This window comes from Geoanaerobacter pelophilus, assembly GCF_018476885.1.
Taxonomy (GTDB): Bacteria; Desulfobacterota; Desulfuromonadia; order Geobacterales; family DSM-12255; genus Geoanaerobacter; species Geoanaerobacter pelophilus.
On sequence record NZ_JAHCVJ010000002.1, the window covers coordinates 139,977 to 162,132 of the forward strand.

Consider the following 22,156-nt stretch of genomic DNA (forward strand, 5'->3'; position numbering starts at 1 on the left):
GCCTCCGGTAACCATTGTCTGATAACCTTTATACGTGTATGATTACCGCAACCTGACGCACCGTCAAGGTGACAAAAACAGAAGCGGCAAGAAAGAACCATGACCTCAGCCATATCGACCCAAGCACTTACCAAGCAGTATGGCAGCTTGACTGCGCTTGACGCCTTTGATCTGGAAGTATCGCAGGGAAGCATTTTCGGGCTGCTCGGCCCCAACGGCGCCGGCAAGACGACCCTGATCCGGATCCTCACCACGCTGATGCGCCCCACATCTGGCACCGCCTTTGTGGAAGGGCTTGATACCGCGGCCCACAGTCAGGAAATCCGGCGACTGATCGGTGTGGTTCCCCAGGAAAACAGCCTGGACCGCTACTTGACGGCACGGGAGAACCTGGAACTCCATGCCCGGCTGCATGGCATGCCGGGGGCTGACAGCCGCAAGCGGATTGACGAACTGCTGGAGTTATTCGGACTTAGCGGGCGGCAAAAGGACTTCCCCGACACTTTTTCCGGGGGGATGCAACGACGGCTGGTAGTGGCGCGGGCCCTGATCCACCAGCCCCGGATACTGTTCCTTGATGAACCGACCACCGGTCTCGACCCACAGTCACGCCATGCGGTTTGGGACTATGTCAAATCCATATCAGGCAGCATGACTATCTTCCTCACCACCCACTACCTGGAAGAAGCAGATCAGCTCTGCGAACGAATCGCCATCATGGACCATGGCAGGTTGATCACCCTGGGGAGCGTGGCAGAACTCAAGGAACGCCTGACCGGCGGCGCCCTCTACGAAGTTGAGTTCGGAGGTGCAGCCGAGGCCTTTGCTGCAACACTAGGCGAACTCTCCTGTATTCGCAATCTCACTCTGAACGGCAACAAGGCAACCATCGAGCTGGAGCACTGGGAATGCCTCTCTGCCATGGTTGCGGCACTGGCCGGCAACGAGATCAGGCGGATTTCCCTCAAGGAACGGACCCTCGAAGAGGTGTTCATTTCTCTCACCGGAAAAGGGGTGCGCGAATGAGCCTGTCCGGGGCACTTGCCATCTGGCGCCGGGACATGCTGGTCCTCCGGCGCAGCATCATGTCCGAGATGGTGGCGGTCGTCGCCTACCCGCTGACCATCTATCTGGCCTTCGGCATCGGCATGAAAGGTTACATCGGCCTGGTGGAAGGGATTCCGTACAGCCTGTTCATCGCTCCCGGCCTGATCACCATGACCGCCGTCAATGCCGCCTACAGTGAAAGCGTCTGGAGCCTCTGGTTTCACCGGCGAGTGCAATTCACCATCGAATCATACCGGGTGACGCCGGTAACGGTATCAGGCATTGTCTGCGCCAAGCTGTTCTCCGGGTTCACCCACGGCCTGGTAAAAGGGATCGCTGTGGGACTGGTCATCTCCTTGATCACCCCGTTCCGTTTCCCGCCGAGCCATCTTGCCACGTACCTCCTGTTTCTGGTACCCGGTTCCGTGCTCTTCTCCTGCGCCGGGGTCATCTCCGGCACCTTGATGGACAAACCCGAGACCATCGGCCGGGTTGAAGCAGTGTTCATCATGCCGCTGATCTTCATGTCAGGGCTGTTTTTCCCGTTGTCCTCCTACCCTGAGCCGCTGGGGCACTTCGTCAGGGGCCTCCCCACAACTGCGCTCTTTGAGGGGGCCCGCCAGGCCCTGGTAAACGGCAAGATCATGTTCGGCTTTCTCGCCCTGCTCTATACCACTGCCCTGATTGCCTTTATCGCGGCAGTCTGGATTTTCCGGCGAAAGATGGCCGAATAAAAGCCATTGCCAACACGCCATGCATAGCCTGCCTTGCTGACAACGACACCATTTTTAGGACGATCCGACGTGACCATTACCGATACCAGCAATCCTTCAGCACCACACAGAACCGCAAACCGCAGGAACCCGGTGGTGCGTTGGTTTTTAGTCTGTGCAGGAATTGCCTCGACAGCCTTGGGAATAATCGGGATATTCCTGCCACTGATCCCCACAGTACCGCTGTTGCTGTTGGCAGCAGCCTGTTTTGCCCGCAGTTCCGAAAAATTCCATCAATGGCTTTTAGAACATGACCGGCTCGGCCCCCTGATCAAGGGCTATGTTGACGGATCCGGGATTCCAATCCGGGCAAAGATTACAGCCATCTCCATGGTTTGGGTGACCATCCCGATATCAGCGTTTCTGGTCATCAAAGCCACCTGGTTGCGGGTGCTGCTCATCGCCATTGCCATAGGAATAACCAGCTACCTGATCTATTTACCATCAAGGAGGCAGTAATGAAGTTTGCTGAAACCGTGTATCGACTCGCCATAGCCCTCTGGGCCGGGGGAAACGCCATCTTTACCCTCATGCTGACGCCGATCCTGTTCAAGACCGAGAGTCGGGACATTGCCGGGCGGATTGTCGGCAACCTTTTCCCCGGATATTTCCGCTGGGGGATGGCCTGCGGCGTTATTGCCCTGGTGTGCCGCCTGCTAGGGCGTGGCTTCGGCCAGAAAGCGCCGCTGGTGCTGATCGTTGTCATGCTGCTGGTAACATCGTTCCAGGCATTTTATGTCGAACCCAAAGCCGCTGCATTGAAGCAGCAGATCGGCTCATTTGAAACGACGACCAAGGATCACCCGCTCCGCAAAGAGTTCTCGAAACTCCACGGAGTGTCTGCTATCTGCAACCTGGTGGTACTGGCCGGCGGCGTTGTGCTGGTGGTGCTGCCGTGAGCAGGAGCTGTTGGGCGGTATTGTCATGACAAAAAAAGAGCCCGAGTGAGTTCGGGCTCTTTCAAGTACCGGCAAGCAACGCGGCACGTCAGGATGCTCTCCCCTTCCGTCCCACCATGATCTTGCCGTGATGGGTAATAACATGCAGATTGTGGTTGGTTGCCCGGCGGATCATCCGCTCATGCCTGGCCAGCATCGGGGCAGTGCTTTTCATCCCGGTCATTGCCTTTGGAGACATCGCACCTTTCATGACTTTCACCCCCTTAGCACATCGCTCTCCTGTGAGTTAATTATAGCACGACCAGCACCATGAAGAGGAGCTCATAATCTCACCTGTTTGCCAGCCTGTGCTATAATTAGAAAAAGAAGTAAGTATCTGGCCGACATCGAGCTTCAGATCCAGAAAAGGCTTTCATCGCCGGGGAGGAAACCTGTAAAGGAGGAGATTATGAGAGCAATAGTCATGCTGGCGACACTTATTTTGTCCGTCTCAATGCTTACCGGCTGCCAGTCGGCCGGGTATAAAGCCATCAACCCTGCTGAATATCAGCAGCTTCGCGCCAATTACGACATAACCTTCGGCTGGAACCAGAAAACCGGTCCGGATTCCCTGCTGCTGGATGGATATGCCAAGAATAACCGCTACTTCGCGGTCAACGACCTCACGCTCACCGTGTCCCTTCTGTCGCAAAACGGTACAGAGAAGGCAACCACGAAACTGCTCGTTCACCCTTCCGAGCTGCGACAGTATGAAACCGCGGCATTTGTCATCGAGTTGCCGCTGAAACCGCAACCGGGCGATATCCTCCGTAATGTCTACAGTTATCGCGCCGTGGAAAATGGCGAAGATGGGTTTTTCTGGGTTAACAACTTTGAATTTCCGGCAACACCCTAGTCTCGCGCACTGTGACCGGCCATTGAAAGGAGTGACCGCATGACTCCTGGTAACATCCTGGCAGAGCTAGCAGCAGCGATCAAGCAGACAGTCAGCACCTCGCCGGGCAACGAAATGCCGGGCGGTGGCCGCTATTTTGACGAGCCGTTGATAGGAGTGGCAGCAGGAAACGATCCGCTGTTCCTGCAGTACAAAGAGATCGTCGGCCCTTTTCACTGGCTGCCGAATGAGGTGATGGCACAGGCGGGATTCGGAACCCAGGTTACTCCGCTTTCAGTCATCTCCTGGGTGCTGCCGATCAACAGCGCCGTAAGGCTGAGCAACCGCCGGGAAAAACTCTTCCCGTCACGGGAATGGGCACTTACCAGGCATTTCGGCGAAATATTCAACTCCCAGCTGCGGCGTCAGGTCGTGGAGTGGTTAACGTCCCGCGGCATCAAGGCTGCGGCTCCGCTGCTGGTTGACGGCTGGAACAAAGCCAATGCTTCGCTTGGCGGGCTCACCTCCACCTGGTCGGAGCGACACGTTGCCTATGCAGCGAGACTGGGCACCTTCAGCCTCAATGACGGCTTTATCAGTGAACGCGGCATTGCCCACCGCCTCGGCAGCGTTGTCGCGGCCATCGAGCTACCGGCTTCACCAGGCCAGCTCAAAGGGGTCTATGACAACTGCCTCTATCACAACGTTGGCAGATGCGGGGTCTGCATCCCGCGCTGCCCGGTGAAAGCGCTCTCCAGCAAGGGACACGACAAAAACCTCTGCCGGGAGCATGTCTATATCACTGCCCAGCAGCAGGTGGGCCCAAGTTACGGCGTCAACCAGACCGGCTGCGGCCTGTGCCAGACCGCCGTGCCATGCGAAGGGGTAAACCCCTGCAAATAGCCGGGTTTGCCAGGTTAACGAGTTGTGTTATCATACAATCTACATTTTTATGAGTGGAGGTTTTGCATGCGTAAATCAGTTCTCTTACTCTCGCTGGCTTTGGCTTTAACCAACGGCCCCGCATGGGCTGAAGCGGTTTCCGGAGGTACAGCGGCCCGGCTGAAGCAACTTGAGGAAAAGGCTAGCGAGGCCAAGTCAGGTAAAATCTCGGAATACGCCGCTGATTCACTCAAGGACGCGGTGGCTGCCATTGCGGCAGCCCAGGCCGCGACCGCAGTCGGCAATGACAAGCTTAGCCAACAGAAGATAGAGCTGGCAACCCTGCTGCTGACCATTGCCGAAGCAAAAGGGGCGGAACGGGAACTGCTGGAACAGGTGGCGGTGCAACGCGTGGAGCTGAAAAAGCTCGAAGCCCAACTGGAGCGGTATCTTCAGGGAGAGGAGAAGTGATATGAGAATTGCGATTGCAGCTGCCTTGATAACCTTTTCTGTTGGATCAACCTTTTCCTTTGCCGCTGACCGCGAGGGCTCGCGGCTTTTGATCGAAAAAAGCCAAACTGCGGTGGAACAGATGCGGGAAAAAGCCGGGGCAAACAAGGCCGCCACTGCAGATCTGGATACAGCGCTGAGATATCTCGACAAGGCGTCAGTAGCTCTCAAGCAAGGGGAAAAGATGTTTGGCGGGCTCGCCGACGAAGCCGAGCAAGAGATCCGTCACCAGGCGACACTGGTGGAGTTGACCCTGAAATTGGCCGATTCGCGGCTTGAGCGAGCCAAAACCGAAGCCGAGCTGGCGGTTTTGCATAAAAAGGCGGACGCAGTTAAAGCAAAGGTCAAGGTTTTCGATGACCTGCGGGGCGAGATCGCCCGGCTCAAGGACGATCTTGCCAAAAACGACAAGGTGGGCAAAGAGCTGGCCGCCCTGAAAGCGGAACGTGATGCCCTTGCCGCTCAAGTGAAGCAGCTGAACACTGACCAAGAGCTTCGGGAGAAGCTTCAGGCAGAAAACGAAACCCTCAAGAAAGCACTGGGCCAGTTGCAGGCAGAGTCCAAAAAAGCGGCGCCGCCGGAGCAAAGCGAAATCACCCAGCCGAAACCGAAGGAAGTTGCCTCGCCCCCGGTGAAACCGGCGCCGACCCCTGTTGCACCGGAACCGGATGCGGAGCAGAAGCCGCTACTGGAAGAGATCATCGTCCAGCCGGAAACCCCTGCCACCAGTAAGTAACTTATGAGCCAGGGTCTGGAAAACATCTTCGCCCACCTCCCGGACGCATCAGCCAGCGAGGTTTTCCATACCTTGTGCCAGCAGGGAGAGGTCCGGATCGAGCGGATCATCTCCCAGGGGCAGACAACCACCGCTGATGAGTGGTATGACCAGGACTGGGATGAATGGGTGCTGCTGCTTTCCGGAGGCGCGGAACTACAGCTCGGCGACAATGCCTCTCCCACAAGGATGAAGCCGGGCGACTACCTGCTGATCCCTTCCCGCACAAGGCACCGAGTCACCTGGACCGATCCGCAGGCCCAAACCGTCTGGCTTGCTGTCCATTGGCGATCCTCTTCCAGTAACGGTTGAAAAATCCTCTCTTTTATGCTCTAATCCGCACGTGATTCACACGGTCTACATCGCCCTCGGATCAAACATCGGCGACCGGGAACTGCATCTGCTCAGGGCAGTGGCAGAGCTCGGCAAACTACCCGGATCGAGGATAACTGCGCTTTCAGGTTTCTACGAGACCGAGCCGGTCGGCCCTCCCCAGGACAACTTTTTGAATGCGGCGCTCTGCCTGGAAACGCCTCTGGAACCGGCAGAACTGCTTGCCAGGCTCCAGTGGATAGAAAGCGAGGTCTTTGGCCGCACCCGCGAAGAACGATGGGGGCCGCGCCGCATGGATCTTGATATCCTGCTCTTCGATGACCTGGTGCTCGACACCCCTGATCTGGTCATCCCCCATCCGCGGCTTCATGAGCGACGCTTTGCCCTGGTACCGCTGCAAGAAATCGCACCTGATGCCGTTCACCCGGGCCTCTGCAAAAAAGTAGGGCAACTGCTCCGCGCTGCCCCGGATACCGGAACTGTTAAGAAGATATAGGTAAATTCGATGCGCATGCTGATATGGCTGATCCTGATCTATGTGGGCTTCAAGATTGTCAAAGGGTTCATTGCCAACCGCAAGACCGAAGAACCGGTTGCCAAGCCGGGCGAGGAAGCGGTGCGCGACCCGGTCTGCGGAGTCTACGTGGCCAAGGACGACGCGATTGTCGGCACCGTCGAAGGGGAGCGGATCTATTTCTGTTCCATGGAGTGCCTGGAGAAATATCGAGATCAATTAGAGCATAAGTAGCTACCATAACTAAAACACAAGAAACGCGATTTTTTCGCTAGGTCAAGGCGCCAAGGAAGAGCACGGAGACGTAGTATTGCTACGTCGCACAAGCGATGACGCAGGCAACGCCGAGATTGCGGAAAAGGCACGCTTCTAACCGGAGGGAAAATGAAATTTTTTATCGACACAGCAGACGTAAACGAAATCAAAGCAGCCCACGAGCTGGGACTGGTTGACGGCGTCACCACCAACCCGTCGCTGATTGCCAAGTCCGGGCGGAAATTCAAGGACGTGATCAAAGAGATCGTCTCCATTGTTGACGGACCGATCTCGGCCGAAGTCATCTCTCTTGACGCGCCGGGAATGATCAAAGAAGCCAAGGAACTGGTAAAGATCCACAAGAACATCGTGGTCAAGGTGCCGATGACCCCAGAAGGGCTCAAGGCAACCAAAGAGCTGACCAAGCTCAAGATCAAGACCAACGTCACCCTGATCTTCACCCCGATGCAGGCGCTCTTGGCAGCCAAGGCAGGCGCTACCTATGTGTCGCCGTTCGTTGGCCGTCTCGACGATATCTCCCAGGACGGCATGGGGATTATCGAAGAAATCCGGACCATCTTCGACAACTACGGCTACACTGCAGAAATCATCGTTGCCAGCATTCGCAACCCGGTCCATGTCCTCCAGTCAGCCATGATCGGCGCCGACGTCGCCACCATCCCCTACAGCGTCATGCTGCAGCTCGCCAAGCATCCACTGACCGACGCCGGGATCAAGAAATTCCTCGAAGACTGGGAAAAGGTCCCCAAGTAACGTCAGAATTTACCGTAAACGCCAAGCGCCGCGCCCTAAAAGGAGCGGCGCTTTTTTGTTGTGCTTGCCACTCGTTTCAGATTCCCGCTTGAGCGGCATAGCCTTCGGTCGAAGGGACCGGTGTTGAGACTTCAGGAGAAGCTGGATCGATAATATTTGGAATAGCCGGAACAACCGTAGGATTATCATCCGCAGTGGCTAACGTAACGGTCATCCCGGTTACTTTACCGGTCCCGCTGCCAAAAGTAATCGTCACAATATCTCCGGATGAGGAGCTAAACGGAGTTGATTTTGCTGCTACAAATCCGATTTTCCCAGGAATCGTCGTATTTGCTGAGGTCAGTGCCCCGGATAACACACTCCCCGGAGTGACCACAGGGTTCCCCAAGGCAGTCTCGTATCTGATGGACAAGGAAATGCCGCCGATCCGGTCCAATCCCCAGCCATAGACCGTCCAAACATTGGTGCCGGTCGCAGATATCGACACTGTACGGGTGGTTATTCGGGGAAGCGGGTCGTTGTTGTTGGCGTTAATGGCGGCAACCGGAATTGACAGAAGTGTACCAGCAGCGGCGTCATTGGATTTGACCAGGATCCCGGAAACAGGATCTACCGAGATCCGATAGCTATCAAACAGTCCATCCATACCGCTGCCCGGCGTGATAGTGCCGGTAAAATAGTCATCGACTCCAATGCCGTTCGGCAGCACCGCTCGCAGCGATGCAGTCAGCAAGGCACACTTGGCGCTATAGCCGCTGGTGATGGCAGCAAGCTGCTCAGGGGTAAAGCTGGAGAACAGTGTCGGCAGGTTTGCTGCACCGGAGGCAAGGGCAATGACGCTGGTGGTTATCGGGTTGATATTGGCCTTGCCGGCAGTTGGGGCAAGAGACAGGTAGTAACCGTTGTTGCCGTGAACCGTTATCAGGAATGGCGCCGTTAGGCCGGTGACGTCAATCGAGTAACTGCCGTCAACCGGGTCGGTGGTTGCATCCAGAGCTGACCTCCCCTCGGCATCCTTGAGTTTTACAATCTGCCCCGTAATCAACGCCCCCTCAGAGGCAGTCCCATAAACGGTTGCCACAGCTCCGCCCCCGCCGGAACCGCCGCAGCCTGCCAGACACAACACGGCAGCAGCAAGCAGCCCCAGCACCAAATTTATCATTCCCCTTCGCATTGTTGCTCCTCCGTATATATGCCCACAGCTCCTCTTAAACACGGCCCATTTGGTCGGCTCATAATCGGCACAGTACCTTGTCCTCTGTCATTTGAGTTAACGGGGTGCCCCCATGACCCGCCCGCCCAGGCTTTCCGGGCGGTCGGAGTCCATGGGGCTGGTTGGTATCCATTTCAGATTATGCCTCTTCAAGGTGTGACTTCTTCGAAGTCTTTAAATATGGGATAATCCACAGACTTCATTGTAAAGGCTAATTAGGTGGTCAATTGTTAGATCAAGAATTGGCTCATACATAAACGAGTTTAGGTGGATGTTGGAACTCACTGTGATACTAACTTTTTCCAGTGTGCGCAGTTCGCGTGCAGAAGGAGTTAGAGCTGAGTACTCTTTTATAAGGTTGCCGAACTGTTCCTTTCCCTCAAACCAGTAGCTTGAATCTCTTTTTAGCCTGCGAAGCTCGGTAGTCAAAAATATCTCTGCTTGCATGCGTGTCGCGATAGACAGCAATACTTTGTCTTCCAGATTTAATCCATCATGTGTAGAGTGAGCACAAATTTCATTCGCTTTTGTGAAAAGTAAATCCTTCATGGATCGAGTGTTGCTAGAATCGTGACTTGTTCCAAATAGACTATTGTAAATTGTCAGGTATTCACCAACAGTAATTGTGTCTGTATTATTCATCCAATGCAGAAGACTGGTAAGCGTCAGATAATCAGGGTCACTTTCTCCCTTGGTGTATTCAATCAAGTTCCGAATAAATGGAATAGTTGCACAAAGAATGCAATCACTAGTCGCTACATTGTTTTTCCATTTTCCAATGAAGTAATTTTTGATTCCCTCTGCTTTGGCAAGCGTGATGGAGGAACTGTTGCGGTTGGCCATAAGACATCTATCTCGGTGAACAAAGTTGTTTGCGAGAGTTCTGAAGAAGTCAAAATTGTGGGTCAGAATGATCTGGTAAAAATATCCGGTGTTGCAAAGGTCGTCCAAGTATTGGACGATGGCATGCTTGTTTTTGTAGTCAAATGAATCGGCAATATCATCGATAATAAAAATTGTCTCTTGGTTTGCCAGTTTTCTGGATTCAACTTCAAAAATAAAATTGAGGAGGTAGAGGGCGCGTTTTTCACCTTGGCTGAGAGTTTTAAGTTCAGATCGTTTCCATTCGACCATATCGGTGCCATCTCTGAAAGTAAATTTCAGCTCGGCTTTTTCTTTGCCTAGTACAGCCTGTGTTTGATTGGATATTGTGAGAGTAAAGGGCATATCTACAAAGCGATCATTGAAAAGCTCAACAGCTTCAGTCCATCTGGGCGCGGCCAGCGCAGCATCTGCTTCAATGCGTTCAAGTTCTTCTTTGTTTGCAGCATACGACTCAAGGTAAGTTGATGCATCTGTGTTGTTCTGGATGTAGTAGGACCAAAGGTCTTTGCGGAACTGCGCCTGATTCCGAGGTTGAAGTTTCTCTAAAATAAATTCAACCTGGGACGCTGAAAGGCTTTCTATGAGATCGGTTAGTGCCTGAGCTTGGGCGTTTTTGGCAAGGCTTGCGCGCAGTTTTTTAAGTTCCTCATCGCCATCAATTCTTGCATGGATTGCTTGTAGTTTCTGATTTAGGGCTTCTTTGTCAATGGAGTCTGACTCACCTCTCAGATGAACACGATGGCCTCCTGCAAAGTATCCCTGCTTGTCGAGTGTGGTAAATGATGTTTCAGCCTTCGTGGGATTGAAGACACCTTTTTGGTAAATCGTTCCGGCTTGACTAAAAAGTTCTTGGTAGCGTTCATTGAATTCGCTCGCCTTTGATATGAATTCCTGGCTTTTAAGAACTTCGATGGCTTTGGGGTCAAAAATGGTGTTGTATTCATATGGACTCAAGTCATCTTCGACAGTGGTTGCTTTAATTGTTCTAATGCAAGTAGGGAAATCTCCTATAGCCCAGTCGTTAAGAATTTCTCGCTCTATTTCCTTTTTTGCGACCTTCGATGACTTCTGAAGAGAACCGATGAGCTTGTTTTTCTGCTTGTCGAGGTCGATAAGAAGCTCGTCGTATCTTGCCTTGCTTGCAGGGTTTACAAGAATATTTGTGATGGCAGGACTATCCGCTTTGATGTCGATTTCCGACTTAACAACATAGATTTCCTCCTTTTGAATAGCGTTACCATCCGACTCAACAACATACGTTGATGGACGGTTATAGCGCTCTTCTTTAGGTGCGTTTCCTTTTGCGAGATCTTCAAAAGTCTTTGAAAAAGACGTCTTCATCAATCCATTGGGAGCATAGATAGCGTAGGCTTTGGCTTTTGGTTTTATCGGGTTTGTTGAAGCAAAGTCAAATTCTTGATCCAAGGATTGGATGCCGTAGCAGTTTTTGAGGTTAATCTTTAAGATGTTCATTAGCTATCCCTATAATCAGTTATTGAAGTACGGCCAACTACTTATTGGCGAGTCCACAGCGACTGAGGAAGCACCCTCAGCCGGAATAATCATTACATTAAATTTATTGTGGTGCAGACCTTCATAATTCATTTAGAGAAAGATGACTTGCCTCCTTCCTTACTGCCTCCGCAAAAACCTCCGCGGCGGCTTTGACCGTTTTCTGGATAGCCGCCTTGCTACTGTCCCTAACCAGCGCCATATCTGTTGCAAAACCATTGTGTTCATTTTCCAGTTATCCCTTTTACTCTTTCTTGTTGATCCTGACTGCAATAACGACAACTGGTCCGGTCTACACCTATCGCTGTGCCGACATGGCGCCAAACACCTTCCCCGGAAAGCTATTTCCCGTGTTTCATATGGTTGTTGATGGCGTCAGCGATCCGCTTGGCGGCATCGCTCGTTGATTTGGGCTTGGGGTGCAGGCCGTCGCCGATATTTTGAAAATGCTTCCAGGCATCAACAACCAGGGCTCCCGGTAATTCTGCTGCAAGCCGAGTCCGGTGGAGGTCGCGCATTTCGTTGAACGACTGCTCATCCATAATCCAGGAAATGCCATACAACTGCTTGGCCAGGGGCAGATCAAGATCCTCGTATTTCGGGTAGGCATAATACACCGGAGTTATCCCTAGAGCCTGGGCCTGCCGACCGACCGCCAGCAGACGATCCAGATAGGCGTTTAATTGCGCTGTCCCACAGGGCGTTGACTCACCTTGCGGGACGCCGAAGGCATCGGCGTGCAGGCAATCGTTGGCAGTACCGACCACCAGGTACTTGGCGTTGTAGTAAAGCGGCTGCTGCGGGTTGGCCGGGTCAGGCACAGCCACGCGCATCAAGGCCTTTCGCAACTGTTTCTCGTACCCTTGCCAGTAGATGGGCAGACAGGAATCGCTAAGACATGCCGCCCGGTCAAAAGTGGTAGCGCCTCCCTGGGCTTCGTTGATAACCATGCCGTTCAGGTGCTCTGTTCTGACCAAGGCGTCTCCCAGGCTAAGGTAGCTGCCGAGATTAACGGCCACGCCACCGACCGGCGCGGCCAGGGCATCGTTTATCGGGGTTTTGCCGTTTTCAAACGAGGCACCGATCACTAGTATCGGTGTGTCGCTTGACTGTCCGGCAAAAAGAGGGGAGGCAAAAGCCAGGGAAACCGTGAGCATGACGATGATTCTTCGCATGAAATCCTCCTGGGTGATATTAGTTCGACAAAGCTAAAGCCTTGCCAGGTGCGGCTGTGCGGACGCACTCCCGGCGACCGAACTGTATTCCAACAAATGTGCCAATAGACCTTAAACCCTGCCAGCAGCCACTTCACGGTTATTGCCCCCAAAATGGAGGATAATTATTGGCGGCCACGGAGAGGCTAAAATGGAAAAAAATTTGTCATTAATTTTTAACACCCAAAAAAGAAGTTCAGTTTCAGCATGTTATGAGGCGTCCTTGGACTCGACCAAAATGGAAAAAAATTTGTCATCCCTAAAAAATGCCCTGCAATAACGGTTAGTTGAGAGGTTCTAAAAAATGGAAAATTTTTTTCCATTTTTTCTACCACTCCTCATCGCAAGTTCAGGTTGGCAAAAATTGCCTGGATTTTGCTGCTCACATTTTCCGAGCATGGCCGGCAATGAGTGATAAACTTTATTCATAGCAAAAGGATATTCGACTACGGAGATAGCTATGGAAACCAGGCTGCGCGCAGTTCTGCCCGACCATGAATTGATAAGGCTTTACCAACAGATGGTGCTGTCTCGGGAATTCGAGGAGTCATGCGCCGAGCAGTACACCAAGGGGCATATCACCGGCTTCCTCCACCTTTATAGCGGCCAGGAGGCGGTAGCCGTGGGAGCCACGGCCGGGCTGCACAAGGACGACTACATCCTGTCCGCCTACCGCGAGCATGCCCAGGCCATTGTCCGCGGGGCCGAGCCGCGGCGGGTGATGGCCGAGCTGCTCGGCAAGGCCACCGGCATCTGCAAAGGCAAGGGTGGCTCGATGCACCTTTTTGACCCCAGCCTTAACTTCATGGGCGGCTACGCCATTGTCGGCGGCCAGTTCCCGATAGCCGTCGGCCTGGCGTTCAGCGCCAAGTACCGCAAGGAAGACCGGATCGCCGCCTGCTTTTTCGGCGATGGCGCGGTCAACCAGGGAACCTTTCACGAATCGCTCAACTGGGCCCGTTTGTGGGAACTGCCGGTGCTGTTCGTCTGCGAAAACAACTTCTACGGCATCGGCACCGAGGTGCACCGCTCCTCGGCCATGGCCTCGATCCACCGCCGCACCTGCGGCTACGACATCCAGTCGGAGAAAGTGGACGGCATGGATGTCATCGCGGTGTACAAAGCGGTAAAGTACGGGGCAGAGAAGGTGCGGGAAACCGGGCTCCCCTACTTTATCGAGGCAACTACCTACCGGTTCCGCGGCCATTCCATGGCCGACCCGGCCAAGTACCGCTCGGCGGCCGAGCACGAGGTGTGGAAATCCCGCGACCCGATCCCGGCCTTTGCCAAAAGCCTGTTGCAAGAGGGGATCGCTACCCAGGCACAGCTAGACGCTATTCTGACCACAGCCCAGGCCACGGTGCAGGAGGCGGTACAGTTCGCCGAACAGTCCCCCTGGCCTTCTGATTCGGCGGTGTACGAGGATATTTACGTGTGAAAAGCGCTACTGTGGCGCAATAGCCAGTAAACTGGCACCGGTAAAGATCTGGAGTGAGGGGATGCAATGCCGAGAAAAATAGTTGCCCAAATTGTTGTAATACTATGTCTGCATGCCGCTGCCTCGGCAGAAATGTATAAGATAAAAAACCCTGCTGAGAAGATAAACAACCCTGCGGACAAGATCTATAACCCGGCAACACAGATCAATAATCCAGCAGCTAATGTGTACAACCCGGCTACTCGTATGAATGAGGCAAATCCGCTATCACCACCCACTCAACCTGTTCCCAAATCCACAGCCCCCGAAGTGACAACGGCTAACAAACCAACAAAACTGAGCAAGGAACAATCGCGACCCGACATCCCTCAGAAAAGTTATTACTTCAAAACCTCGAAAGAGTATGTAGCTGCTGCAAAAAAGGCATTTGTGCAAGAGGATTATCTGGAATTCCTTTCTATCACCGAAGACGCGTTGCGGCGGATACAAGCTGGAACGCTGAAGGCATCGAAGAAGACAAAGCAACAGCTGGCGAAATACAAAGAATTTGGTTACGGACTTCTGGAGAAAAATGAAGAATAGAGACAGTTTTAAGAGGTGCCTATCATGCCTGAAATGACTTATCGCGACGCCCTGAATCTGGCCTTGAAGGAAGAGCTGCGCCACGACCCTTCGGTAGTGGTCTGGGGCGAGGATGTGGCGCTGTACGAAGGCTCCTTCAAGGTGACGCGGGGATTATTGGCTGAATTCGGCGAAGAGCGGGTCAAGGATACGCCGATCTCGGAGAACACCATCGTCGGCGTGGCAGTCGGCGCGGCCATGGGTGGCCTGCGGCCGGTGGCAGAGCTGATGACGGTCAACTTCGCCCTGCTGGCCATGGACCAGATCATCAACCATATGGCCAAGATCAGCTTCATGTTCGGCGGCCAGACCTTTCTCCCCATGGTGGTGCGGATGCCTGGGGGCGGCGGCAGCCAGCTGGCGGCCCAGCATTCGCAAAGCCTGGAGAGCTATTTCATGCACTGCCCAGGACTGAAAGTGGCCTACCCGGCCTTCCCGGCTGATGCCAAGGGGCTTTTAAAAACCGCCATCCGCGACAACAACCCGGTGATCTTCCTGGAGCATGAGCTGCTCTACAACAGCAAGGGGGAGGTGCCGGCAGATCCGGAGTTTCTGGTGCCGTTCGGCCAGGCCAACATCGTGCGTGAGGGCTCGGACGTCACCATTGTTGCCTATGCGCGGATGACCATCCTGGCGCTGCAGGCTGCAGATGAGCTGGCCAAGGAAGGGGTGAGCTGCGAGGTCATTGACCTGCGCACCCTCAGCCCGCTGGATACGACAACCTTGATCGCCTCGGCGCAAAAGACTGGCCGGGCAGTGGTGGTAGAGGAATGCTGGCGCACCGCCGGACTCGGTGGCGACATTGCCCACCGGATTCACGAGGCCTGCTTCGACACCCTGCTGGCACCGGTAAAGCGGGTAGCCGGACTGGACGTGCCGATGCCGTATTCGCGGGAGATCGAAAAAATCTGCATTCCGCAGGCGGCGAACATTATCGCAGCAGTGAAGGAGGCTCTCCATGGCCATTGAAGTTGTCATGCCCAAGCTCTCTGACACCATGACCGAAGGGGTGTTCGGCTCCTGGAAAAAAAGCATCGGCGACCAGGTGCAGCGAGGCGAGGTCATTGCCGAAGTAGAGACCGACAAGGCAGTGATGGACCTGGAGGCGTTTGCCTCTGGCATTCTGCTGGAGCAGCGGGTGCATAGCGGCGAACTGGTGCCGGTAGGTACGGTGATCGGCCTGATCGGCTCGGCCGGAGAAGCGGTCGCCAAGGCAGAACCGGAGCCGCCGGTATCACGGATCGGCATCGGCCCGGAAAAAATCATCTCTAGCGAAGAGTTGCCGGCCGCCCCTCCGCTTGTCGAATCAGTGCCGGCCAAAAACGGCCACCATGAAGAGTTAGCCGGGCCGGTAGTGCGGCGCAAGGCACGGGAGATGGGGATCGACCTGTCACAACTTCAGGGGAGCGGACCTGGAGGGCGTATCCTGTTGGAAGACCTGGAGCGCTACAGTGGCGTGATCTTGGCCCATTCCGAGGCCGCAATTGCCGAGTCTCTGCCTCCCGAGCAAGCGGAGCCGCCTGCAACCAGCAGCTTCCACAAGGGCGAACCTCCGGCCGACAGCGAACAGCCACTTTCCAAAATGCGCGCCGCAATTGCCCGCTCCGTTGACAAGGCATGGCGCGAAATCCCCCATTTTTCCGTGACCATGGAAGTCGATATGGAGGCAGCACGAGAGGTGCGGCGGGAGCTGAAAGCGAGCGGCACGCCGGTATCGATCAACGATATGGTAATCAAGGGAGCGGCGCTGGCACTGAAGGCGTTTCCCATGGTAAATGCCGTTTTCGGCGGAGACCGGATTATCCTGCATGGTGAGATCAACATCGGCATTGCCGTAAGCCTTGAGGAAGGGCTGCTGGTGCCGGTAATCAGGGGATGCGACCGGATGACGCTGGCTGAGATCGCCCTCTCCTCCGAGCGGTTGATCAAGCGCGCCCGGAGCGGTCAATTGAGTGAGAACGAACTGTCGGGAGGAACCTTTTCCATCTCCAACCTGGGGATGTACGGTGTCACTACTTTCTCCGCAGTCATCCATCCGTCACAGGGGGCGATTCTTGCAGTCGGCGCGCTGCGCGAAACAGTGATCGTGAAAAACGGCCAGCCGGCTAGCAGCAGGATCATGAACCTGAACCTTTCAGCTGATCACCGGCTGCTGGACGGTGCCTATGCCGCCAGGTTTCTCAAAGAGCTGAAGCATATCCTGGAAAACCCGGTCAGGCTGCTGCTCTAAGGGCATGAAGCCCCTGGCCCGACTCACGTCAGGCGGAACTTTTCCAACAGCGATTGCAAGTCAACCGACAGCCGTGTCAGTTGCGATGCTGATTGCGATATCTCCTGGGAGCTCCTGGCGCTCATGGCAACGACATCGGAGATTTGCTGCATATTTTTGGATATCTCCTGAGTCGTTGCGGTCTGCTCTTCTGCCGCGGTTGCAATCTGGCTGATCTGCATTGTTACCTGATCGATCTGCCCCAGGATTTCCGTTATCGCTTCCCCTGACTGGCCCGCTTCCGACGTTCCCTGCGCAACATCACGCACACCTTCGTTCATGACCCCCACAGCAGCCTTGGTTTCATTCTGGATCGACTTGATCATCTCGCTGATTTCGCGGGTTGCCTTGGTAGTGCGCTCGGCCAGGGCCCGCACTTCGTCGGCCACCACGGCAAAGCCGCGCCCCTGCTCGCCGGCACGGGCTGCTTCTATGGCGGCGTTTAGCGCCAGAAGATTGGTCTGATCCGCAATGTCTTCAATGGTGCCAACGATCTCGCCGATCTGTTCGGACCGGACCCCCAGCTGCTCAACCACCTCAGCGGAATTGCGCACCTTTACCGCAATGCTCTCCATATTGGCAATGGTATTACGAATGATCTCAGCACCGTTCTGCGCGGTACTGCTGGCGTGTGACGAACTTTCCGCGGCATTGTGGCAATTATGGGCGATATCCGAGCTGGTCGCCGCCATTTCCTCACCGGCAACTGCCACGGTATTGGTCTGCTCCACCACTTCATGGGAGGCGGTGGCTGTTTGCTGGGCATTGGCATTCAACTCGACAGCTGCCGCAGCAACCTCTTGGGATGTACGATTGACAAGCTCCAGGACCTGCCGCAGATTGCCGAGCATGATCTCCATGGCGCCATAGATGCCGCTCTGACCTTTTTTCAAAGATATGGCCAGATTTCCGTCGGCAATGGCACGAGCAACATGCGACACTTCAGCCGGCTCACCCCCCAACTGCTTGAAGATATTGCGGGCGATCAGCACAGAGTTGACCAGCACAATGACAATGCCTAGCACACACAGGGTTATCATCAGGATGGTCCCGGTCCTCATGGTGCCGGTAATATTGACCGAGGCGCTTTTGAAACTGGCTTTGTTCTTCTTGACGATATCCATGACCTTGCTGCGCAGCTCCCGCCAGAGAGGAACCTCCTTTTCCTTCATCATGGCAACTGACTGATCGCGGTTTCCGGCTGCAGAGACCTCCTGGATCTCCCAGGCGATAGTACGATATTCCTCGCCCTGCTTCTTGAGCTTCTCGATTTCCGCCTTCATGGACGGGTCGTCGCTACTGGCCTTAATCGCTTCGTCGAAAGCCGCATCCATAAGCTTTGCCGCTTCCTTGAAGTTCTCTCGCGTCTTGGTGTCTGCAGGATTGATGACCACGTTGCGTGTGGCTATGCTGCAACGGGCACCTTGGGCAAGCGCCTCGTTCAAGCCGAGCAGCACCGGCATATCACCGTAGACCATCTCGTTGATGTTGCGCGAATTGCTGTTGCTCGTAAACAGAAACACAAGGAGGATCGCTGCCAGTATCGCGACATTACCGACAATTCCCAACAGCAGTAAGGTTTTTACTTTCATACTTTCCTCCTTAGCGATTTACTGTGTCAAAACCAGGTTTGCCTTTAACATAGCGCCATTGCAATATGACGCTAGGCCAAACTCTGACACGAGAAAAACATGAGCTTTTTCACCAAAATACTGCCATGAAATTTTACTAACAGCATATCATCCCCCTAAAAATGTTCAAACAACCACGCTGGATTTTTCAAACTTGTAACAAAAAAGCCTGCTCAAAGGCAGGCTGAAACTGATATCGGTCAGGCAATTGCTTGCCGTTACTTTTCTTCAACGCATTCGTCGCGGCTCCAGGAATCCAGGCCGCCATCTTCAAGCTTGATCTGGACCGTCTCGCCGGCCATGGTGCAGCCAAAAGGATAGCCAACCTTGCCGCTCTTCAGGTTGCGCAAGGCAACTTTGTCATCCCGCTGTTCGGTCATGTAGCAGACCCGTTCATATTCGCTGCGTTTCATCCTCTCCACCTCCTCCCTACAAAGGGTGCAGGTTACTGAACTCGCCCCATTCGAGATAGGTATGCGGCGCCTTGATAAAATCATAGATATTGACGATTTTTTCCAGGTGCTCCCGCTCGTCCTCCACCATCCTCAGCATCAGCTCGCGCACCTCTGTTACCGGCTCACTCTTTGCCATCCCGTCAAGCAGCTTTATGTAATCCTCTTCGGCGTTCAGGATATGCCAGACAGCATCAGGATCACTCTTCAGTTCGCGATGGATGTCGTGGCTCTCCAGCAGCCGCTTGAATCCGTTCGGGACATTGGCTACCCGCTCAACGAGTACCGAGTTTGCCCCGCCAACGCCAACCCGGTCCCTTAATTCAAGCAGTTCGGTAAGGTGTTTCCTCTGCGAATCTGCCAGCAGGTTGAATGTTGTCTTCAGCTCGTCGTTGGCGCAGTCGCACGCCAGAGCGTCATACAGGTGAAGGCCATCTTCCTCGAATTCGATCATGTAGTTGATGGCGTTCATAAACATCACCTCCTCTTATGGTCTAATTATAGCACTTTGGGGAAAATGAAGTTCATTAATACTAGAGGCGGCAGCAACAGGGGGGAATTATGTTATGGCAAGCTTAGGCAGCAGGTGACTTAGGAAGAGATTGCACCGCCGCAGGTAAACCCGGCCCCGGCGGTGCAGGCGTAACAGTAGTCGCCGGTCGGAACGGCTAAACCGGCAGGAGGTGGCCCGGACAGTTCGCTGACGTGGATCGGCCTGCCGCCGAGTGGCAGACCTGCGGCCAGGTTGAAATCGCAGTCAAAGAGATAGCCGCGCCAGTCGATTACCGCCTGGCTGCGGCACATCAGGCCGGCAACAGTGCAGGGGTTGAAGCCTGCCGCTAGCTTTTCCAGGTAACCGGCCAAGTTCCCGGAGGTTTCCAGCCAGTCGCGAAACCTTCCCAACGGCACATTGGCAAAGGTAACCAGATTGGTGAATTCTACGCCGTAACGCCGCGTCAGTTCCTGCCGGAAACGGCGCTCTGCAGCCTGCTGACCTGTGGGGAGAAAGGCGCCGGCTGGGTTGGCGGCCAGGTTCAGCTCCAGGCCGCTTCCCTGGATGCCGTAACCCGCCTCGTTCAAGCGGCGCAACATCGCCACGCTGGTGGCAAAAACCCCGGAGCCTCGCTGGCCATCAGCCTGGCCCTCATTGATCGAGGGGAGCGAGGCAAACAGGGCCACCTTGAGTGCAGCGCAATGTCTGACCAGTTCATCCCCGCCATGATCATGGAGCGCCACCAGGTTGGTACGGAACATCAGCCGTTGCGAGACAGTGGCCAGTTCCGCCAGGAAATCGGCAATCCCCGGCACCAGTTCCGGAGCGCCACCGGTGACATCAATGGCAGCAAAAGGCACCCTGGCGGCATAGGCCGTGACCGCGGCCATTGTCTCACGGCTCATCGTCTCTGTCCGACCGGGGCCTGCGGAATGGTGACAATGGCGGCATGACAGGTTGCAGTTCAACCCCACGTTTATCTGGAGAGTAGTGGCATTGTCACGGGTCAGCACCAGACCGTGATTGGCAAGGCAGCTGGAGAACGGCCTGATTCCGGAACAACCGACGCTATCGCTGCAATCCGGAGTCACTGGGAAAGCTTCTCCGCAACCTTGCGCATCTGGATCCCGTGCACCAGTGACGCGCCCCCCCTGATGGCATTGGCCACATGGACCGCCTCGGTCATCTCCGCCAGATTGGAACCCTTTTCCAGGCATGATTGCGTGTAGGCATCGATACAATAGGGACACTGTACGCTATGGGCCACAGCCAGGGCGATGAGTGCCTTTTCCCGCTCGGTCAGTTCCCCCTCGCTAAAGACCGCCTGGTAGTAATCGAAGAACTTCGTCGCCAGATGAGGCGCTTCCTTGCCGATCTCGCTAAACTTGCCGAGGTCTGCCGGATCGTAGTAACTATTCATGGTTTTCCCCTCTCTCCCTGAATTTGGCGTAAAGTGCCGGTAACAGCGCGAACAGCCCCAGCAGGGCAAACGAACCGAGGACTCGCGGCGAGGCCACTTCCGACAGGCTGCTGACCGAAGCGAGACTGGCGCCGGCATTGCAGAAGACGAAACCGCCGGGGATGATCCCAAGGAAGGTGCCGATGAAAAAAGTGCGAAACGGCAGCCTGGTGAGGGCTGCGGCAAGATTGATCAGGAAAAAGGGGAATACCGGCACCAGCCGGAGAAACAGCAGGTAGTTCAGGCCACGCCGCTCCAGTTCGCGGTTGATCCCTTCCAGCCGTTCACCAAACCGGCGCTGCATCATGTCATGCAGCAGGTAGCGAGTGGCAAGAAAGGCAGCCGTGGCCCCCACGGTGGCACCGATGACCGAATAGAGGGTACCGCTGAAGGCCCCGAAGATCGCGCCGGCAGCCAGCGACATCAGTGCGGCTCCGGGAAGCGAAAGCGCGGTCTGGACGATATAGACGCCGATGAAGGAGCCAACCATCAGCAGACGATGGTCGGCGTAATACAATGCCAGCGCCTCCCGGTTGGCCTTGAGGGTGGCCAGGGTCAGGAACCTGCCAAGCCCTGAAAAATAGAAAAAAGCCAGCAGCCCGGCAAAACCCAGGACAAGCGCAATTTTCTTACCTGTCTGTCCGGCAGACATCTATTCGGCTTTCGCAGCTTTCCGGCGGTGCAGCCAGACATAAACAGCAATCAGCAGTGCGCTGAAAACGAGCACACCAAGCACCGCCTGATGCGAGTACTGCATGATCAGCTGTTGCTCCTTGCCGATCACGTAGCCGATCAGGGTCAGGATGGTGCACCAGATCCCGGCCCCGGCCAGGGTGTAGAGCGAGAAGCGGAGGTGGTTCATCCCGGCCAGTCCGGCCGGAATGGAGATCAGATGGCGCACCACCGGCAGCAGCCTGCCGATGAAGGTTGAAATCTCGCCATGCTTGTGGAAGAATGTCTCGACCCTGGCGAATTTCTCCGGAGAGATCAGGACATATTTTCCGTATTTCAGCACCAGCGGTCGGCCGAGATAATGAGAGGCAAAGTAGTTGGCATAGGCGCCGACCAGGCTGCCGACCGTGCCGCAGAGGATGGCGACAACCATGTTCATCTCCCCCTTTTGGGCAAGGTAGCCTGCCGGCGGCATCACCAGCTCGCTGGGAACCGGGATCAGGGAGCTCTCCATGGCCATCAGGATGAAGACGCCGGGATAACCCATGGCGCCGATTGTTGTGACCAGCCAGTTCATTGCTTCATGCAGCATCAGTTTTCTCCTCAGCTTCCATTATGTAGCGGGGCATTTTAACAGATAGCGAAAAAAACTCCAGCAAAA

General features: G+C 54.9%; 27 protein-coding genes. 16 read left to right on the forward strand and 11 right to left on the reverse strand.

Annotated features, from left to right (window positions below; all coding sequences use genetic code 11):
• Window positions 1-99 precede the first annotated feature (99 nt).
• The 4 genes from KI809_RS06010 (at window position 100) to KI809_RS06025 (ending at window position 2,719) form a co-directional block, all read left to right on the forward strand.
• On the forward strand, window positions 100-1,026 hold the full coding sequence (locus tag KI809_RS06010) for an ABC transporter ATP-binding protein (RefSeq protein ID WP_214170640.1): 927 nt from the start codon (window positions 100-102) through the stop codon (window positions 1,024-1,026).
• Window positions 1,023-1,781, forward strand: a complete 759-nt coding sequence (locus KI809_RS06015) for an ABC transporter permease (protein WP_214170641.1) — start codon at window positions 1,023-1,025, stop codon at window positions 1,779-1,781. Before KI809_RS06010 ends, KI809_RS06015 begins: the two co-directional genes overlap by 4 nt.
• 69 nt (window positions 1,782-1,850) lie before the next feature.
• Window positions 1,851-2,279, forward strand: a complete 429-nt coding sequence (locus KI809_RS06020) for a YbaN family protein (protein WP_337833282.1) — start codon at window positions 1,851-1,853, stop codon at window positions 2,277-2,279.
• The gene (locus KI809_RS06025; protein WP_214170642.1) at window positions 2,279-2,719 is read left to right on the forward strand and encodes a DUF4149 domain-containing protein; all 441 of its coding nucleotides are present in this window, start codon (window positions 2,279-2,281) and stop codon (window positions 2,717-2,719) included. Before KI809_RS06020 ends, KI809_RS06025 begins: the two co-directional genes overlap by 1 nt.
• 88 nt (window positions 2,720-2,807) lie before the next feature.
• Here the strand turns inward: KI809_RS06025 and KI809_RS06030 are convergent, their stop codons facing one another.
• On the reverse strand, window positions 2,808-2,969 hold the full coding sequence (locus KI809_RS06030) for a hypothetical protein (protein WP_214170643.1): 162 nt from the start codon (window positions 2,967-2,969) through the stop codon (window positions 2,808-2,810).
• Window positions 2,970-3,167: 198 nt separating this feature from the next.
• Here KI809_RS06030 and KI809_RS06035 point away from each other — a divergent pair, with 198 nt between their 5' ends.
• The 8 genes from KI809_RS06035 (at window position 3,168) to fsa (ending at window position 7,636) form a co-directional block, all read left to right on the forward strand.
• Window positions 3,168-3,614, forward strand: coding sequence for a hypothetical protein (locus KI809_RS06035; RefSeq protein ID WP_214170644.1), 447 nt, complete (start codon window positions 3,168-3,170; stop codon window positions 3,612-3,614).
• A gap of 39 nt (window positions 3,615-3,653) precedes the next feature.
• A complete protein-coding gene (locus tag KI809_RS06040) occupies window positions 3,654-4,496 on the forward strand; it encodes an epoxyqueuosine reductase (RefSeq protein ID WP_246559259.1) in 843 nt (280 codons plus the stop codon).
• Window positions 4,497-4,562: 66 nt separating this feature from the next.
• Entirely contained in the window at window positions 4,563-4,946 is a 384-nt protein-coding gene (locus KI809_RS06045; RefSeq protein WP_214170645.1) for a hypothetical protein, read from the forward strand.
• Between the two features lies 1 nt (window position 4,947).
• Window positions 4,948-5,721, forward strand: coding sequence for a hypothetical protein (locus KI809_RS06050; RefSeq protein ID WP_214170646.1), 774 nt, complete (start codon window positions 4,948-4,950; stop codon window positions 5,719-5,721).
• A 3-nt stretch (window positions 5,722-5,724) separates the two neighbouring features.
• Window positions 5,725-6,072 (forward strand): cupin domain-containing protein, encoded by a 348-nt coding sequence (locus KI809_RS06055; protein ID WP_214170647.1) that lies wholly within the window; start codon window positions 5,725-5,727, stop codon window positions 6,070-6,072.
• A gap of 31 nt (window positions 6,073-6,103) precedes the next feature.
• A complete protein-coding gene (folK, locus tag KI809_RS06060) occupies window positions 6,104-6,589 on the forward strand; it encodes a 2-amino-4-hydroxy-6-hydroxymethyldihydropteridine diphosphokinase (protein WP_214170648.1) in 486 nt (161 codons plus the stop codon).
• Between the two features lie 9 nt (window positions 6,590-6,598).
• The gene (locus tag KI809_RS06065; protein WP_214170649.1) at window positions 6,599-6,841 is read left to right on the forward strand and encodes an eL24 family ribosomal protein; all 243 of its coding nucleotides are present in this window, start codon (window positions 6,599-6,601) and stop codon (window positions 6,839-6,841) included.
• Between the two features lie 150 nt (window positions 6,842-6,991).
• Entirely contained in the window at window positions 6,992-7,636 is a 645-nt protein-coding gene (gene fsa, locus KI809_RS06070) for a fructose-6-phosphate aldolase (protein WP_214170650.1), read from the forward strand.
• Between the two features lie 76 nt (window positions 7,637-7,712).
• On the opposite strand, the gene KI809_RS06075 is transcribed toward fsa, so the two are convergent.
• The 3 genes from KI809_RS06075 to KI809_RS06085 all read right to left on the reverse strand — a co-directional run bounded on the left by KI809_RS06075 (window position 7,713) and on the right by KI809_RS06085 (window position 12,421).
• Entirely contained in the window at window positions 7,713-8,810 is a 1,098-nt protein-coding gene (locus tag KI809_RS06075) for a hypothetical protein (protein WP_214170651.1), read from the reverse strand.
• Between the two features lie 213 nt (window positions 8,811-9,023).
• The gene (locus KI809_RS06080; protein ID WP_214170652.1) at window positions 9,024-11,207 is read right to left on the reverse strand and encodes an ATP-binding protein; all 2,184 of its coding nucleotides are present in this window, start codon (window positions 11,205-11,207) and stop codon (window positions 9,024-9,026) included.
• A 380-nt stretch (window positions 11,208-11,587) separates the two neighbouring features.
• Window positions 11,588-12,421, reverse strand: coding sequence for an SGNH/GDSL hydrolase family protein (locus KI809_RS06085; protein ID WP_214170653.1), 834 nt, complete (start codon window positions 12,419-12,421; stop codon window positions 11,588-11,590).
• A 499-nt stretch (window positions 12,422-12,920) separates the two neighbouring features.
• Here KI809_RS06085 and pdhA point away from each other — a divergent pair, with 499 nt between their 5' ends.
• The 4 genes from pdhA to KI809_RS06105 all read left to right on the forward strand — a co-directional run bounded on the left by pdhA (window position 12,921) and on the right by KI809_RS06105 (window position 16,749).
• Window positions 12,921-13,898, forward strand: coding sequence for a pyruvate dehydrogenase (acetyl-transferring) E1 component subunit alpha (gene pdhA, locus KI809_RS06090; RefSeq protein ID WP_214170654.1), 978 nt, complete (start codon window positions 12,921-12,923; stop codon window positions 13,896-13,898).
• Window positions 13,899-13,964: 66 nt separating this feature from the next.
• Window positions 13,965-14,480, forward strand: coding sequence for an SAM domain-containing protein (locus KI809_RS06095; protein ID WP_214170655.1), 516 nt, complete (start codon window positions 13,965-13,967; stop codon window positions 14,478-14,480).
• A 24-nt stretch (window positions 14,481-14,504) separates the two neighbouring features.
• Window positions 14,505-15,488 (forward strand): alpha-ketoacid dehydrogenase subunit beta, encoded by a 984-nt coding sequence (locus KI809_RS06100; protein WP_214170656.1) that lies wholly within the window; start codon window positions 14,505-14,507, stop codon window positions 15,486-15,488.
• Window positions 15,478-16,749, forward strand: a complete 1,272-nt coding sequence (locus tag KI809_RS06105) for a dihydrolipoamide acetyltransferase family protein (RefSeq protein WP_214170657.1) — start codon at window positions 15,478-15,480, stop codon at window positions 16,747-16,749. Before KI809_RS06100 ends, KI809_RS06105 begins: the two co-directional genes overlap by 11 nt.
• Window positions 16,750-16,772: 23 nt before the next feature.
• Here KI809_RS06105 and KI809_RS06110 read toward each other — a convergent pair whose 3' ends face one another.
• From KI809_RS06110 to KI809_RS06140, 7 genes are all read right to left on the reverse strand, one after another.
• On the reverse strand, window positions 16,773-18,380 hold the full coding sequence (locus tag KI809_RS06110; protein WP_246559260.1) for a methyl-accepting chemotaxis protein: 1,608 nt from the start codon (window positions 18,378-18,380) through the stop codon (window positions 16,773-16,775).
• A 257-nt stretch (window positions 18,381-18,637) separates the two neighbouring features.
• Window positions 18,638-18,832, reverse strand: a complete 195-nt coding sequence (locus tag KI809_RS06115; protein WP_214170658.1) for a hypothetical protein — start codon at window positions 18,830-18,832, stop codon at window positions 18,638-18,640.
• Window positions 18,833-18,848: 16 nt separating this feature from the next.
• Window positions 18,849-19,343 (reverse strand): ferritin family protein, encoded by a 495-nt coding sequence (locus KI809_RS06120; RefSeq protein WP_214170659.1) that lies wholly within the window; start codon window positions 19,341-19,343, stop codon window positions 18,849-18,851.
• Window positions 19,344-19,462: 119 nt separating this feature from the next.
• Complete coding sequence (arsS, locus tag KI809_RS06125) at window positions 19,463-20,455, reverse strand: arsenosugar biosynthesis radical SAM (seleno)protein ArsS (protein ID WP_337833283.1); 993 nt, start codon at window positions 20,453-20,455, stop codon at window positions 19,463-19,465.
• On the reverse strand, window positions 20,452-20,784 hold the full coding sequence (locus KI809_RS06130) for an arsenosugar biosynthesis-associated peroxidase-like protein (RefSeq protein WP_214170660.1): 333 nt from the start codon (window positions 20,782-20,784) through the stop codon (window positions 20,452-20,454). The genes arsS and KI809_RS06130 overlap by 4 nt, the downstream gene beginning before the upstream one ends.
• On the reverse strand, window positions 20,777-21,475 hold the full coding sequence (locus KI809_RS06135; protein ID WP_214170661.1) for a TVP38/TMEM64 family protein: 699 nt from the start codon (window positions 21,473-21,475) through the stop codon (window positions 20,777-20,779). The genes KI809_RS06130 and KI809_RS06135 overlap by 8 nt, the downstream gene beginning before the upstream one ends.
• Complete coding sequence (locus KI809_RS06140; RefSeq protein WP_435052245.1) at window positions 21,476-22,087, reverse strand: DedA family protein; 612 nt, start codon at window positions 22,085-22,087, stop codon at window positions 21,476-21,478.
• Window positions 22,088-22,156: the final 69 nt, after the last annotated feature.

Excerpts from the sequence above, each read along its gene's own strand:
- KI809_RS06010 (WP_214170640.1), top strand. The coding sequence starts at position 100 with ATGACCTCAGCCATATCGACCCAAGCACTTACCAAGCAGTATGGCAGC.
- KI809_RS06015 (WP_214170641.1), top strand. The coding sequence starts at position 1,023 with ATGAGCCTGTCCGGGGCACTTGCCATCTGGCGCCGGGACATGCTGGTC.
- KI809_RS06025 (WP_214170642.1), top strand. The coding sequence starts at position 2,279 with ATGAAGTTTGCTGAAACCGTGTATCGACTCGCCATAGCCCTCTGGGCC.
- KI809_RS06030 (WP_214170643.1), bottom strand. The coding sequence starts at position 2,969 with ATGAAAGGTGCGATGTCTCCAAAGGCAATGACCGGGATGAAAAGCACT.
- KI809_RS06035 (WP_214170644.1), top strand. The coding sequence starts at position 3,168 with ATGAGAGCAATAGTCATGCTGGCGACACTTATTTTGTCCGTCTCAATG.
- KI809_RS06040 (WP_246559259.1), top strand. The coding sequence starts at position 3,654 with ATGACTCCTGGTAACATCCTGGCAGAGCTAGCAGCAGCGATCAAGCAG.
- KI809_RS06045 (WP_214170645.1), top strand. The coding sequence starts at position 4,563 with ATGCGTAAATCAGTTCTCTTACTCTCGCTGGCTTTGGCTTTAACCAAC.
- KI809_RS06050 (WP_214170646.1), top strand. The coding sequence starts at position 4,948 with ATGAGAATTGCGATTGCAGCTGCCTTGATAACCTTTTCTGTTGGATCA.
- KI809_RS06055 (WP_214170647.1), top strand. The coding sequence starts at position 5,725 with ATGAGCCAGGGTCTGGAAAACATCTTCGCCCACCTCCCGGACGCATCA.
- KI809_RS06065 (WP_214170649.1), top strand. The coding sequence starts at position 6,599 with ATGCGCATGCTGATATGGCTGATCCTGATCTATGTGGGCTTCAAGATT.
- fsa (WP_214170650.1), top strand. The coding sequence starts at position 6,992 with ATGAAATTTTTTATCGACACAGCAGACGTAAACGAAATCAAAGCAGCC.
- KI809_RS06075 (WP_214170651.1), bottom strand. The coding sequence starts at position 8,810 with ATGCGAAGGGGAATGATAAATTTGGTGCTGGGGCTGCTTGCTGCTGCC.
- KI809_RS06080 (WP_214170652.1), bottom strand. The coding sequence starts at position 11,207 with ATGAACATCTTAAAGATTAACCTCAAAAACTGCTACGGCATCCAATCC.
- KI809_RS06085 (WP_214170653.1), bottom strand. The coding sequence starts at position 12,421 with ATGCGAAGAATCATCGTCATGCTCACGGTTTCCCTGGCTTTTGCCTCC.
- pdhA (WP_214170654.1), top strand. The coding sequence starts at position 12,921 with ATGGAAACCAGGCTGCGCGCAGTTCTGCCCGACCATGAATTGATAAGG.
- KI809_RS06095 (WP_214170655.1), top strand. The coding sequence starts at position 13,965 with ATGCCGAGAAAAATAGTTGCCCAAATTGTTGTAATACTATGTCTGCAT.
- KI809_RS06100 (WP_214170656.1), top strand. The coding sequence starts at position 14,505 with ATGCCTGAAATGACTTATCGCGACGCCCTGAATCTGGCCTTGAAGGAA.
- KI809_RS06105 (WP_214170657.1), top strand. The coding sequence starts at position 15,478 with ATGGCCATTGAAGTTGTCATGCCCAAGCTCTCTGACACCATGACCGAA.
- KI809_RS06110 (WP_246559260.1), bottom strand. The coding sequence starts at position 18,380 with ATGAAAGTAAAAACCTTACTGCTGTTGGGAATTGTCGGTAATGTCGCG.
- KI809_RS06115 (WP_214170658.1), bottom strand. The coding sequence starts at position 18,832 with ATGAAACGCAGCGAATATGAACGGGTCTGCTACATGACCGAACAGCGG.
- KI809_RS06120 (WP_214170659.1), bottom strand. The coding sequence starts at position 19,343 with ATGAACGCCATCAACTACATGATCGAATTCGAGGAAGATGGCCTTCAC.
- KI809_RS06130 (WP_214170660.1), bottom strand. The coding sequence starts at position 20,784 with ATGAATAGTTACTACGATCCGGCAGACCTCGGCAAGTTTAGCGAGATC.
- KI809_RS06135 (WP_214170661.1), bottom strand. The coding sequence starts at position 21,475 with ATGTCTGCCGGACAGACAGGTAAGAAAATTGCGCTTGTCCTGGGTTTT.
- KI809_RS06140 (WP_435052245.1), bottom strand. The coding sequence starts at position 22,087 with ATGCTGCATGAAGCAATGAACTGGCTGGTCACAACAATCGGCGCCATG.